General features: G+C 71.0%; 11 protein-coding genes. 8 read left to right on the forward strand and 3 right to left on the reverse strand.

Annotation, left to right across the window (positions count from 1 at the left end; all coding sequences use genetic code 11):
* The first annotated feature begins 87 nt into the window (after window positions 1–87).
* The 3 genes from paaI to H5965_RS45590 are packed head-to-tail and all read left to right on the forward strand — an operon-like array spanning window position 88 to window position 2368.
* Complete coding sequence (paaI, locus tag H5965_RS45580; RefSeq protein ID WP_310977561.1) at window positions 88–504, forward strand: hydroxyphenylacetyl-CoA thioesterase PaaI; 417 nt, start codon at window positions 88–90, stop codon at window positions 502–504.
* Window positions 501–1778 (forward strand): phenylacetate--CoA ligase PaaK, encoded by a 1278-nt coding sequence (gene paaK, locus H5965_RS45585; RefSeq protein ID WP_310977562.1) that lies wholly within the window; start codon window positions 501–503, stop codon window positions 1776–1778. The genes paaI and paaK overlap by 4 nt, the downstream gene beginning before the upstream one ends.
* On the forward strand, window positions 1775–2368 hold the full coding sequence (locus H5965_RS45590; protein ID WP_310977563.1) for a TetR/AcrR family transcriptional regulator: 594 nt from the start codon (window positions 1775–1777) through the stop codon (window positions 2366–2368). The genes paaK and H5965_RS45590 overlap by 4 nt, the downstream gene beginning before the upstream one ends.
* A gap of 42 nt (window positions 2369–2410) precedes the next feature.
* Here the strand turns inward: H5965_RS45590 and H5965_RS45595 are convergent, their stop codons facing one another.
* Window positions 2411–2722 carry a hypothetical protein gene (locus H5965_RS45595; protein ID WP_310977564.1) on the reverse strand — a complete coding sequence of 104 codons (312 nt, stop codon included), beginning with the start codon at window positions 2720–2722 and terminating at the stop codon, window positions 2411–2413.
* A 193-nt stretch (window positions 2723–2915) separates the two neighbouring features.
* On the opposite strand from H5965_RS45595, the gene H5965_RS45600 reads away from it, so the two are divergent.
* Window positions 2916–3587 carry a helix-turn-helix domain-containing protein gene (locus H5965_RS45600; protein ID WP_310977565.1) on the forward strand — a complete coding sequence of 224 codons (672 nt, stop codon included), beginning with the start codon at window positions 2916–2918 and terminating at the stop codon, window positions 3585–3587.
* On the opposite strand, the gene H5965_RS45605 is transcribed toward H5965_RS45600, so the two are convergent.
* The gene (locus H5965_RS45605; protein ID WP_310977566.1) at window positions 3508–4563 is read right to left on the reverse strand and encodes an AraC family transcriptional regulator; all 1056 of its coding nucleotides are present in this window, start codon (window positions 4561–4563) and stop codon (window positions 3508–3510) included. The two genes, H5965_RS45600 and H5965_RS45605, sit on opposite strands and share 80 nt — an antisense overlap.
* Before the next feature lie 80 nt (window positions 4564–4643).
* On the opposite strand from H5965_RS45605, the gene H5965_RS45610 reads away from it, so the two are divergent.
* The 3 genes from H5965_RS45610 (at window position 4644) to H5965_RS45620 (ending at window position 8935) form a co-directional block, all read left to right on the forward strand.
* Window positions 4644–5738: a winged helix DNA-binding domain-containing protein gene (locus H5965_RS45610; protein WP_310977567.1), complete on the forward strand. Its 1095-nt coding sequence runs from the start codon at window positions 4644–4646 to the stop codon at window positions 5736–5738.
* Window positions 5739–5813: 75 nt separating this feature from the next.
* Complete coding sequence (locus H5965_RS45615) at window positions 5814–7277, forward strand: NAD(P)/FAD-dependent oxidoreductase (RefSeq protein ID WP_310977568.1); 1464 nt, start codon at window positions 5814–5816, stop codon at window positions 7275–7277.
* Window positions 7277–8935, forward strand: coding sequence for a GMC family oxidoreductase (locus H5965_RS45620; protein WP_310977569.1), 1659 nt, complete (start codon window positions 7277–7279; stop codon window positions 8933–8935). Before H5965_RS45615 ends, H5965_RS45620 begins: the two co-directional genes overlap by 1 nt.
* A 46-nt stretch (window positions 8936–8981) precedes the next feature.
* Here the strand turns inward: H5965_RS45620 and H5965_RS45625 are convergent, their stop codons facing one another.
* Entirely contained in the window at window positions 8982–10469 is a 1488-nt protein-coding gene (locus H5965_RS45625; protein WP_310977570.1) for a glycosyl hydrolase family 18 protein, read from the reverse strand.
* Between the two features lie 145 nt (window positions 10470–10614).
* Here H5965_RS45625 and H5965_RS45630 point away from each other — a divergent pair, with 145 nt between their 5' ends.
* Entirely contained in the window at window positions 10615–12987 is a 2373-nt protein-coding gene (locus H5965_RS45630; protein WP_310977571.1) for a Tex family protein, read from the forward strand.
* The last annotated feature ends 9 nt before the right edge of the window (window positions 12988–12996 follow it).

The raw sequence follows: 12996 nt of genomic DNA on the forward strand, positions 1-12996 counted from the left end.
CGGCGCTTGACACCGGCGGCGACCACTGCCTTTACTGAGCGGCACCGCCGAGTGACCGTCCATTCGGTCAGTGGGGACGGAGGGCAGATGACCAACGCCGCGCACACCATGTTCGCCGCCGACGAGGCCTCGCGCGCGCTGGGCATCGAACTCGTCGAAGCGGGCGGCGGCCGCGCCGTGGCGACCATGACGATCACGCGCGAGATGGTCAACGGCCACGACATCGCCCACGGCGGGTACGTCTTCCTGCTGGCCGACACGGCCTTCGCGCTCGCCTGCAACAGCCACGGCCCCGCGACGGTCGCCGCGGGCGCCGACATCTCCTTCGTCGCGGCCGGCCGGCTCGGCGACCACCTCGTCGCCACGGCCACCGAGCGCACCCGCTACGGCCGCAACGGCCTCTACGACGTCACGGTCCACCGGGAGACCCCCGCCGGGCCCGAGGTCGTCGCCGAATTCCGCGGCCGCAGCCGCGTCCTCTCCGCGAAACGGGACAGTGCATGATCGAGACGGACATCAGCGCGGACGAGCTGGCCGCCCTCCAGCTGGAACGTCTGCAGTGGACACTCCGGCACGCCTACGCGAACGTTCCGGCGTACACGCGCAAGTTCGACGCGGCCGGCGTCCACCCGGACGACTGCAAGGAGCTCGCCGACCTGGCGAAGTTCCCGTTCACCACCAAGCAGGACCTGCGCGAGAACTACCCGTTCGGGATGTTCGCCGTGCCGCAGGACCAGGTCCGCCGCATCCACGCCTCCAGCGGCACGACCGGCAAGGCCACCGTCGTCGGGTACACCGAGCGGGACATCGACACGTGGGCGACGGTGATGGCCCGCTCGATCCACGCCGCGGGCGGGCGGCCGGGGCACAAGGTGCACGTCGCCTACGGCTACGGCCTGTTCACCGGCGGGCTCGGCGCGCACTACGGCGCGGAGAAGCTGGGCTGCACGGTGATTCCGGCGTCGGGCGGGATGACCGCGCGGCAGGTGCAGCTGATCACCGACTTCCGGCCCGAGGTCATCATGGTGACGCCGTCGTACATGCTGACGCTGCTCGACGAGTTCGAGCGCCAAGGCGTCGACCCGCGGGCTTCCTCCCTGAAGGTGGGCATCTTCGGCGCCGAGCCGTGGACCGAGCGGATGCGCGCGGAGATCGAGGAGCGGTTCGCGCTCGACGCCGTCGACATCTACGGGCTGTCCGAGGTGATGGGCCCGGGCGTCGCTCAGGAGTGCGTCGAGACGAAGGACGGCCTGCACATCTGGGAGGACCACTTCTACCCCGAGGTGATCGACCCGTACTCCGAGGACGTCCTCGGCGGCGGGGAGACCGGTGAGCTGGTGTTCACGTCGCTGACCAAGCAGGCGCTGCCGATCATCCGCTACCGCACCCGGGACCTGACCGAACTGAGCCCGGGCACCGCGCGGCCGGCGTTCCGGCGGATGGCCAAGGTGACCGGCCGGACCGACGACCTGATCATCCTGCGCGGGGTCAACGTCTTCCCGACGCAGATCGAGGAGATCGTGCTGCGCACGGACGGGTTGAGCCCGCACTTCCAGCTCGTCCGGTCCACCCGCGGCCGGCTCGACCACCTGACCGTGCGGGTGGAGGCCCGGCACGACGCTCCTTCCGCCGTGCGGGAAGCGGCGGCCGCGTCGCTGGTGTCGGGGGTCAAGGACGGTGTCGGGGTGACGGTGTCGGTGGACGTCGTCGACCCGGACACGCTGGAGCGGTCGATGGGCAAGATGCGGCGGATCGTCGACCAGCGGGACAAGCCGTGACGACGCCGCGGCGCGGACGGCCCGGCTACGACCTGGAGTCGTTGCTGCAGGTGGCGGTGAAGCTGTTCAACGAGCGCGGCTACGACGGCACGAGCATGGAGGACCTGTCCCGCAAGCTCGGCATCACGAAGTCGGCGATCTACCACCACGTGCCCAGCAAGGAGGAGCTGCTGCGGCTGGCGGTGGACCGGGCGCTGGACGGGCTGTTCGAGGTGGCTTCCGAGACGGCCCAGCTGGACGGGCGCGCGATCGACCGGCTGGAGCACCTGGTGCGCGGCAGCGTCCTGGTGCTGGCGGACCGGCTGCCGTTCGTGACGCTGCTGTTGCGCGTGCGGGGCAACACGAAGGTGGAGCGGGCGGCGCTGGCGCGGCGGCGTGAGTTCGACCGGCTGGTGACGGACCTGGTGAAGCAGGCCGAAGCGGAGGGCGACGTCCGCCCGGACGTGGACCCGGCGGTGACCGCGCGGTTGGTGTTCGGCATGGTGAACTCGCTGATCGAGTGGTACAAGCCGCGGCGCGGCTCCTCGGCGGCCGAAGTGGCGGACGCGGTGTGCAAGGTGGCCTTCGAGGGCCTGCGCACCGGCTCGTGAGTGGTAAAGCGGGTCAGAACCCGCCTTGGCACTCACGACGGGTCAGTCCTCCGCGGTCTGCGGGGGACGGCCCGCCTGCCACAGCAACGCCTCTCGCAGCTGGCCGATCAACCGCTCGTCGTCCGCTTCGGACGGGTCGACGCCCAGCGGGATCCAGCGCTCGGAGACCTTCTCGCCCCGGTCGTAACTGGAAATCACGATTCCCGAGTACGACAGCGAAGCCTCGTCCGCGCAGTCGCCGTCCGGAAGCGGCTCGTCCGCTTCGAACCCTTCGTCGAAGCTGACGTGGCGATGCTGCAGGCGGACGCTCACCCAGCGTCCCGCCGGCCGGATCGGCGCGCCTTCTTCGTTCATCTGCTCCTACCCCCGGTCCGGGCCCCCTGCCGTCTCGTCGCATCCGGGTGCCGGGAAGTTACCGGCCGGTTGTTCCGGTTGCGTAACGACAAAGGTTGGCGCGAAACACCGCTTGCCCGCCACCGGAGTCACTCTCTTGACGACGAGTCAACTACTTGTTGACAGCGTGCCGATCCCCCGCGAGGCTGAGCGGATGACCAGTGGGACCCGGCCGCGGCGCCGCCGGCTCGAACCGGCCGAACGGCGTGCGGAGATCCTCGCCGCCGCCCGGCACCTGTTCGGCGCGGGCAGCTACGCCTCGGTGTCCACTTCGGACATCGCCGCGGCCGCCGGGGTGGCGCGCCCCTTGATCAACCACTACTTCGGCGGGAAGCGCGAGCTGTACCTGGAAGTGGTGCGGCAGCTGATGATCGTGCCGGCGCCGGTCACCGAAGCGCTGCCGGACACCACGATGGAGCAGCGGCTGGCGATCGGCGTCGAACGCTGGATCGAGGTCGTGGACCGCAACCGCGACGCCTGGCTGACCGTGATCGGACCGGAGGCGGCCGGGCGCGACCCCGAGATCGAGCGGATCATGCTGGAGGCCGACGAGATCGCCGCCGACCGCGTCCTGGAAGCCGCGCTGATGACCGGCGTGACCGAGGGCCGCGAAGAACTCCGGGCGATGATCCGGTCGTTCGGCGGGATGCTGCGCGCGGCGTCGCGGGAGTGGCTGATCCGCGGCACGCTCGACCGCGCGGCCCTGCGCACCTTCCTCACCGATTCGCTGCTCAACCTGCTGAAGCTCACCTACCCGGCGGTTCTCGCCGAGCGGCGCGGAAGCGACGGGCGAACGCCGCCGGCGTCAGCCCGGTCCAGCGCTTGAATGCGTGGATGAAGCTCGACGCCTCCGCGTACCCGAGCCGGTAGGCGACGTCCTCGACCGACAGCACGCCGGTGTCGAGGAGCTCTTCGGCGAGCGTCTGGCGGACCTCGTCGACCAGCGCGCGATAGCTCGTGCCGGCCTCGGTCAGGCGGCGGCGCAGGGTGCGCGTGCTGAGCGTCAGCTGCCGGGCGATCTCGTCCATCCCCGCGTCGACGCCGCCGAGCCGGACCAGCCGCTCGCGCACCTGCTGCGAGATGCCCGAGCGCTGCCGCCGCCGCGTGACGAGCGCTTCGCACTGCGCGGCGCACAGGGCGACGGTCTGGTCGTTGGCCTGCGGCAGCGGCCGGCTCAGCAGCGCGGGGTCGAGGGTCGCCCGGCAGGCGTCGGCGCCGAAGCGCGGCCGGATGCCGAACGCGGCCAGGTACGGCTCCGGCGTGGGGCTTTCGTGCCGGAACGTCAGCTCGTCGAGGGCGATCTCGGGCAGCAGGTCGCGCATGACGGCGAAGATCGCGGCCAGGTCGCGCAGGACGAGGAAGCGGGCGACGTCGGCGGGCACGCGGCTGTCGTCGAGCTCCAGGGTCAGCCGGTCGGCGCCGAGGACGACGTGCGGGATGCAGAAGGCGAAGCTCAGGTCGAAGTAGCGGAGGGCGAACAGCATCGCGTCGCGCAGCGTCGGGCTGCTGATGCAGGCGAACCCGAAGATGCCGAAGGTGGTGACGCGGTAGCGGCGCCCCAGCGCCAGCGCGGTCGCGTCGGATCCGTCCAGGGCGGCCAGCGCGCGGACGACGGCCAGCTCCTGACGCGCGTCGACCTGGACGGCCGGATCGGCGAGCAGCTCCGGCGTCAGCGTGGTGGCGGCCAGGAGCCGTCCGGGCGGCAGACCGCGCTCGGCGGCGAACCGCGTCATCAGCTCGATGCTCGCGGTGCCGCGGGGGAAGTCCCAGTCCCCGACGGCGGGCGCGGCGAGCTCGGCCATGGCCGGAATTCTGGATCAAGCCGGGAGAAGGTGTCCAATCGAGGACCGGAACTGTCCGGGGTGATCGTTAGGGTGACGACGTGCAGACCTTGAGCCGACGAGCCCTGAACCGCGCCACGCTCGAGCGCCAGCTGCTGCTGAGCCGGGCGCAGATGTCCGCCTTCGCCGCGGTCGAGCACCTGGCCGGGCTTCAGGCGCAGGCGCCGTTCCCGCCGTACTTCGGCCTGTGGTCGCGGCTGGAGGGGTTCCGGCCGGCGGAGCTGGTGGAGCTGCTCGAGAGCCGGCGCGTGGTGCGGATCGCGCTGATGCGCGGCACGGTCCACCTGGTGACGGCGGCGGATGCGCTGGCGTGGCGGCCGGTCGTCCAGGGCATCTACGACCGCGACCTCAAGCAGAACACGCTGCACGCGGCCGCGTTGGCCGGGCTCGACCACGAGCTCGTCGCCGAAGCGGCGCGGAAGCTGCTCCTCGGCGGCCCGATGCCGGGCAACGCGCTGGGCGCCGAGCTGGCCCGCACCTGGGACGCCCCGCCGTCGTCCCTGACACACCTGGCCCGCGGCCGGCTGCCACTGGTGCAGACGCCGCCGCGGGCGATCTGGGGCAAAGCCGGGCAGACGACGTACGCGTGCCTGGACGAGTGGGTCGGCGCTGCACTCCCCGCTCCGGACCCGGCTTCGCTGATCTCGCGGTACCTGCGCGCGTTCGGCCCGGCCACGGTGGCGGACGTCCAGACGTGGGCGGGAATCACCCGTCTGGGCGAGGTGGCGGCCGCGATGGACCTGCGCCGCTACCGCGACCCGGACGGCCGCGAGCTGCTGGACCTGCCGGAGCTGACGGTGCCGGCCGAAGACGTCTCGGCGCCGCCGCGGCTGCTGGGGCCGTTCGACCAGACGATCCTGTCGTACGCGGACCGGACGCGGGTCATCTCGGACGCCTACCGCAAGCGCGTGATCTCGCAGAACGGCCTGGTCAAGGGCACCTTGCTGGTCGGCGGCCAGGTGTGCGGCTTCTGGGAGATCAAGGCATCGAAGAAGACGGCGGCGATCGAGCTGTCGCCGTTCGAGAAGCTGCCGGAGCGGGACCTCACGGCGTTGGAGAAGTCGGCGGGCGAGCTGGTGAAGTGGGCGGAAGCGGGGGCCGAGACGCACGAGGTGCGCGTCCACCCGCCGGAGTGAGGCTGGCCGGAAATCTCGATTGAGTGACCGTTCGTGGCCTGTTGTCACAGGCGCGGAGTCCGTAGCTTTTCGGGCATGACTGGTTCGGCGAAGGGGCCGTCGGTGCTGATCGCGGGCACCGGGTTCGGCGGCATCGGGACGGCGATCGAGCTCAAGCGGGCGGGGTTCACCGACTTCACGATCCTCGAGAGCGCGGCCGAGCCCGGCGGCGTCTGGCGGGACAACACCTACCCGGGCGCCGCGTGCGACATCCCGTCGCCGTTGTACTCCTTCTCCTTCGAGCCCAACCCGCGGTGGCCGAAGCGCTTCTCGCACCAGCCCGACATCCTCGCCTACCTGCGGCGCGTCATCGCGAAGTACGGCCTGGAACCGCACATTAGGTACCACCGCGAGGTCACCTCGGCCGCGTTCGACGAAGACCGCGGGCTCTGGCGCGTCGAAACCGGCGCCGGCGAGATCTTCGAGGCGAACGTCTTCGTGCCCGCCGTCGGGCAGCTGTCACGGCCGGTGCTGCCGGACATCCCGAACCGGGAAAGCTTCGCCGGGGACGCCTTCCACTCCGCGCGGTGGGACCACGGCGTCGACCTGACCGGCAAGCGCGTCGCCGTCATCGGGACCGGGGCCAGCGCCGTGCAGTTCGTGCCCGAGCTGCGGAAACGCGCGCAGCACGTCACGGTCTTCCAGCGCACGCCGCCGTACGTCATGGCGAAGTCCGATCCGAGCTACCGGCGGTGGCAGCACTGGCTGTTCGAGCACCTGCCGCCGACCCAGCTGCTCGGCCGGCTGCGGATCTTCCTGCTCGCCGAGTACGCCACGTACGCGATGACGCGCCACCCGGTGCTGGCGAAGATGTTCGAGCTGCGGACCGCGCAGCTGCGGCGCCGCCACATCAAGGACCCGGAACTGCGGGCCAAGCTCAAGCCGGCGTACCCGCTGGGCTGCAAGCGGATCCTCTTCACCAACGACTACCTGCCCGCGCTCGCCCAGCCGGACGTCGACGTCGAGACGCGGCGGATCACCGAGATCACCGAGAAGGGCGTGCGCGTCGAGGACGGTACCGAAATCGAGGCGGACGTCCTGGTCTACGGCACCGGCTTCGCCGCGACGCAGTTCCTCGGCCGGATGGAGGTGCGCGGCCTCGGCGGGCGGTCCCTGGCCGACGAGTGGTCCGGCGGCGCGCGGGCGTACCTGGGCATGACCGTGCCCGGCTTCCCCAACTTCTTCTGCGTCTACGGGCCCAACACGAACCTCGGCGCCGGGTCCATCATCTACATGATCGAGCGGCAGGCCCGCTACATCCGCCAGGCGGTGGAACGGCTCACGCGGCCCGGCGTGTCCTATTTGGACGTGCGGCCGGAGGTCGAAGACCGGTACGACCGCGAGGTGCAGCAGCGCCTGGGCCACAGCGTGTGGAGCGCCTGCACGAGCTGGTACCGGCAGGCGGACGGCCGGGTGACGACCAACTGGCCCGGCCTGGTCACCGAGTACGACCGCCGGACGCGGCGCTTCGACGTCGCCGACTACCGGGTGGCGGGCTGATGGACTACGACGTCCTGGTGATCGGTTCGGGCTTCGGCGGCAGCGTCACGGCGCTGCGGCTGACCGAGAAGGGCTACCGCGTCGGCGTGCTGGAGACCGGCCGCCGGTTCGCCGACGACGAGTTCGCGAAGACGTCCTGGCGGGTGCGCAAGTACCTGTGGGCACCCGCGCTGGGCTGCTTCGGCATCCAGCGGCTGACGCTGCTGAAGAACACGTTCGTGATGAGCGGCTCCGGCGTCGGCGGGGGTTCGCTGGTGTACGCGAACACGTTGTACGAGCCCCCGGACGGCTTCTACGAAGACCCGCAGTGGGCGCACATCACCGACTGGAAGGCCGAGCTGGCGCCGTACTACGACCAGGCGAAGCGGATGCTCGGCGTGGTCGAGAACCCGGCGACGACGGCCGCGGACCGGGTGCTCAAGGACGTCGCCGACGACATGGGCATCGGCCACACGTACCGCCGCACCCCGGTCGGCGTCTACTTCGGACAGTCCGGGGTGGACCCGTTCTTCGGCGGCGCCGGTCCGGCGCGGTCGTCCTGCACGCTGTGCGGCGAGTGCATGACCGGGTGCCGGGTCGGGGCGAAGAACACGACCGTGAAGAACTACCTGTACCTGGCCGAGCGGGCGGGCGCCGTGGTCCACCCCTTGACGACGGCGGTGACGGTCCGGCCGATCGACGGCGGGTACGCGGTGGACACGCGCCGGACCGGCGGTTTCTCCCGCCGGACCTTCACCGCGACGCAGGTGGTGTTCTCGGCCGCGGCGTTGGGGACCCAGCGGCTGCTGCACCGGATGCGGGACACCGGAACCCTGCCGCTCGTCTCCCCGCGGCTCGGGCTCCTGGCCCGCACGAACTCGGAGGCGGTGCTGGCGGCCCGGTCGCTGCGCGCGGACACGGACTACTCGCGGGGTGTCGCGATCACGTCGTCGATCCACCCGGACGACGTGACGCACGTGGAGCCGGTGCGGTACGGGCGCGGCAGCAACCTGATGGGCCTGCTGGCGACGGTCCTGGTGGACGGCTCGCCGGGCCGCCGTCGCTGGGCGCTGGGTGTGCGCGAACTGTGGCGATCCCGGCGCGACCTGCTGCGCATCCACAGCCCGCGGCACTGGTCGGAGCGGATGATCGGGCTGCTGGTGATGCAGACCCTGGACAATTCGGTGACGACGTACACGAAACGCGGGCTGTTCGGCCGGCGCATGACGACTCGCCAGGGGTCCGGAGCGCCGTCACCGGACTGGATCCCGGCGGGCCACGAGGTGACGCGCCGGGTGGCGGCGAAGATCGGCGGCCTGCCGCAAGGCGCGTGGACCGACCTGGCGAACATCCCGATCACGGGCCACTTCATCGGCGGCTGCACCATCGGCGACTCGCCTTCGTCGGGGGTGGTGGACCCGTACCAGCGGCTGTACGGCCACCCGGGCCTGCACGTGGTCGACGGCTCGGCGATCTCGGCCAACCTGGGCGTGAACCCGTCGCTGACGATCACGGCCCAGGCCGAGCGGGCGATGGCGTTCTGGCCGAACCACGGGGACGAGGATCCGCGGCCTTCCCTCGGCTCGCCGTACCGGCGGGTGGCCGCGGTGCCGCCTCGACGTCCGGTGGTCCCGCCGGAGGCGCCGGCCGCCCTGCGGCTGCCGTTGACGCCCCGCTGAACGGCCCTCCCGGACCGCGCCGCCGGGAGGGCCACTCAGCGCACGGTCAGGGCAGGCCCGCGAGGCCCGCCGACACCGTGTTGGCGAACGCGTACCCCTGCGACGCGTCCCAGTTGATCGACCACGTCATCGCGCCGCGGATCGACGGGTACGTCGCCGGCGGCTTGAAGCTGCCGCAGGACGTGCCGCGGGCCAGGCAGTTCAGCGCCGACACCGTGTTGGCCGGGGCCTGGTAGCCGCCGCCCGCCGCCTGGGGGGAGGCCGGGAGGCCGAGGCCGACCTGGTCCGCACGCAGGCCGCCCTGGAGCTGGATGCAGGCCAGCGCCGTCAGGAAGTCGACCGTGCCCTGCGAGTAGACGTTGCCGTTGCAGCCCAGCATCGAACCGGAGTTGTAGTACTGCATGTTGACGATCGTCAGGATGTCCTTGATGTTCAGCGCCAGCTGGAAGTAGCCGCCCGCCGTGGACTGCATGTCGATCGTCTGCGGCGCCATCGTGATGACCTTGCCGCCGCCGTTGTAGATGCTCCGCAGCGCCTGGCCCATGTACGTGGCGTTGATGCCGTTCTCGAGGTCGATGTCGACGCCGTCGAAACCGTAGTTCGCGATCAGGGACTTGATGCTGTTCGCGAAGTTGTTCGCCGAGTTCGAGTCGGCCACGCTGATCGTGCCGTTCTGGCCGCCGACCGAGATGATCACCTTCTGGCCGCGGGCCTGTACCGTCTTGACGTCGGCCTTGAACTGGGCGTCCGTGTAGCCGCCGAGCTGCGAAGACAGCCCGGAGTCGAGCGTGAAGCTCACCGCTCCGGGCGTGCCGGTCGCGTCCGCGAAGGACACCGCGATGATGTTGTACTTCGTCGGGACGTCGGCGAGCTTCAGCGCCTTGGCGCCGTTGTAGAAGTTCTGCCAGTACCCCGTCAGGACGTGCTTCGGCAGGTCACCCTGCGTCGGCGGCGTCGTGGTCGTGGTCGTCGGCGGCGTGGTGGGCGTCGTCGGGGTGGTCGGGGTGGTGGGCGTCGTCGGGGTCGTCGGCGTCGTCGTCGGCGGGGTGCCGGGGCCGTCGAGGCTGACGTCGTCGGCGTAGTACGCCGGCTGGCCGTACCAGCCGTGCAGGTACACCGTCAGCGACGTGCTCGCGCCGGTCGTGAAGCTCAGCGACAGCTGCTGGTAGCCGCTGGTGCCGGGTGTCCACGTGCTGGTCGTCGCCGAGCCGGAGACGCCCAGGTAGACGTAGCTGCCCTGGACCCACGCGGACAGCTTGTACGCCGTGTTCGCCGAGACGGTGAGCGTCTGGGAGCACTGGGCGTTGTCCGACGACGACGGCGTCGCGTTCAGGGCGCGGCTGCCGCCGTGCACCGGCGAGCTCACCGCGGCCGACGCGCCGGTGCAGCTCCAGCTCGCCGTGCCGGCTTCGAAGCCGGGGTTGGCCAGGATGTTCGCCGCCGAGGCGCTGCCGGCGAGCACGAAAGTGACGCCGAGGGACAGCGTCACCACGGATAGTAAGGAAAGCAGAGCGAAGCGAACCTTGGGGACCACGGGAGACCTCCGTGACACTGGTGAGGCAGGTCACCACAAAGTGGACTAGACCAATCTGATTGTCAAGGAACCCCATCCGAAAGTCGGGGCGCCCGAAACGGCAGAATGTGACGATCGGATCCAGGTCAATCGGGAGCGTGTTGCAGTGAGCGTGTCGGTCGAGCAGAAGATCGCCGAAGAACTGGGCGTGCGCGAAGGACAGGTCAAGGCGGCCGTCGAGCTCCTCGACGGCGGGTCGACCGTGCCGTTCATCGCCCGCTACCGCAAGGAAGTCACCGGCATGCTCGACGACGCGCAGCTGCGCACGCTCGAAGAGCGGCTGCGCTACCTGCGGGAACTCGACGAGCGCCGGCTCGCCGTGCTCGAGTCCATCCGGAGCCAGGGCAAGCTCGACGAGGCCCTCGAGGCGTCGATCCTCGCCGCGGACACCAAGTCGCGGCTGGAGGACATCTACCTCCCGTACAAGCCGAAGCGCCGCACGAAGGCCATGATCGCGCGCGAAGCCGGTCTGGAGCCGCTGGCCGACGGCCTGCTGAACGACCCGACGACCGACCCGCAGGCGGCCGCCGCGGTGTTCGTCGACGCGGACAAGGGCGTCGCGGACGCGCAGGCCGCCCTCGACGGCGCCCGCGCGATCCTCGTCGAGCGCTTCGCCGAGGACGCCGACCTCATCGGTGACCTGCGGGAGAAGATGTGGGGCCAGGGCCACCTGGTCGCCAAGGTGCGGTCCGGCAAGGAGGAGGAAGGGGCGAAGTTCTCCGACTACTTCGACTTCTCCGAGCCCTACACCAAGCTCCCCTCGCACCGGATCCTCGCGATGCTGCGCGGCGAGAAGGAGGAGGTCCTCGACCTCACCATGGCGCCGGACGAGCCGTCGGACGAGCCGCAGGTCGGCCCGACCGAGTACGAGCAGCGCATCGCGGCGAAGTTCGGCATCACCCAGCAGGGGCGGCCGGCCGACAAGTGGCTCGGCGACACCGTCCGCTGGGCGTGGCGCACCAAGATCCTCCTGCACCTGGGCATCGACCTGCGGATGCGGCTGCGCCAGGCGGCCGAGGACGACGCCGTGCGCGTCTTCGCGGCCAACCTGCGCGACCTCCTGCTGGCCGCGCCGGCCGGCACCCGCGCCACCATGGGCCTCGACCCGGGCTTCCGGACCGGCGTCAAGGTGGCCGTCGTGGACGCGACCGGCAAGGTCGTCGACACCCACGTGATCTACCCGCACCAGCCGGCGAACAAGTGGGACCAGTCGATCGCCGAGCTGGCGGCGCTGGCCGCGCGGCACAAAGTCGACCTGATCTCCATCGGCAACGGGACGGCCTCGCGCGAGACGGACAAGCTCGCGCAGGAGCTGATCAAGAAGCACCCGGAGCTGAAGCTGACGAAGGCGGTCGTGTCCGAGGCGGGCGCGTCGGTGTACTCGGCGTCGGCGTTCGCTTCGCAGGAACTGCCGAACATGGACGTCTCGCTGCGCGGCGCGGTCTCGATCGCCCGGCGGCTGCAGGACCCCCTGGCCGAGCTGGTGAAGATCGACCCGAAGTCGATCGGCGTCGGGCAGTACCAGCACGACCTGTCCGAGGTGTCGCTGTCGCGCTCGCTGGACGCGGTGGTCGAGGACTGCGTGAACGCGGTCGGCGTGGACGTCAACACGGCGTCGGCGCCGCTGCTGACCCGGGTCTCGGGCATCACGACGGGCCTGGCGGAGAACATCGTGGCCCACCGCGACACGAACGGCCCGTTCCGCTCCCGCACGGCGCTGAAGGAGGTCGCGCGCCTCGGCCCCAAGGCGTTCGAGCAGTGCGCGGGCTTCCTCCGCATCCCGGACGGCGACGACCCGCTCGACTCGTCGGCGGTCCACCCGGAGGCGTACCCGGTGGTCCGGCGCATCCTGTCCAAGACCGGCACCGACATCCGCTCCCTGATCGGCAACACGCGGACGCTGTCGTCGCTGCGCCCGGCCGAGTTCGTGGACGAGCAGTTCGGTCTCCCGACGGTGACGGACATCCTCTCGGAGCTCGACAAGCCGGGCCGCGACCCCCGCCCGGCCTTCAAGACGGCGACGTTCGCCGACGGCGTGGACAAGATCTCGGACCTGAAGCCGGGGATGCGCCTGGAGGGCGTGGTGACGAACGTGGCGGCGTTCGGGGCGTTCATCGACGTGGGCGTGCACCAGGACGGCCTGGCGCACGTTTCGGCGCTGTCGAAGAACTTCGTGAAGGACCCGAGGGAGGTCGTGAAGCCCGGGGACATCGTGAAGGTGAAGGTCCTGGACGTCGACGTGCCGCGGAAGCGGATCTCGCTGACGCTGCGGCTGGACGACGAGCCGGGGGCCGGGTCGTCGCGCGGCGGCGGTGGCGGTGGCGAGCGCCGGGACCGCGGCCAGGGCGGCCAGGGCCAGCGCCGCGGCGGCGGTGGCGGCGACCGGCGTGGTCAGGGTGGCGGCGGTGGCCGGGACCGCGGCGGCAACGCCGGCGGTTCGATGGCCGACGCGCTCCGGCGGGCCGGGTTCGGCAAGTAGGTCTCCGGT

Origin of the sequence: Amycolatopsis sp. 505 (assembly GCF_031625235.1) — a bacterium.
Lineage (GTDB): Bacteria > Actinomycetota > Actinomycetes > Mycobacteriales > Pseudonocardiaceae > Amycolatopsis.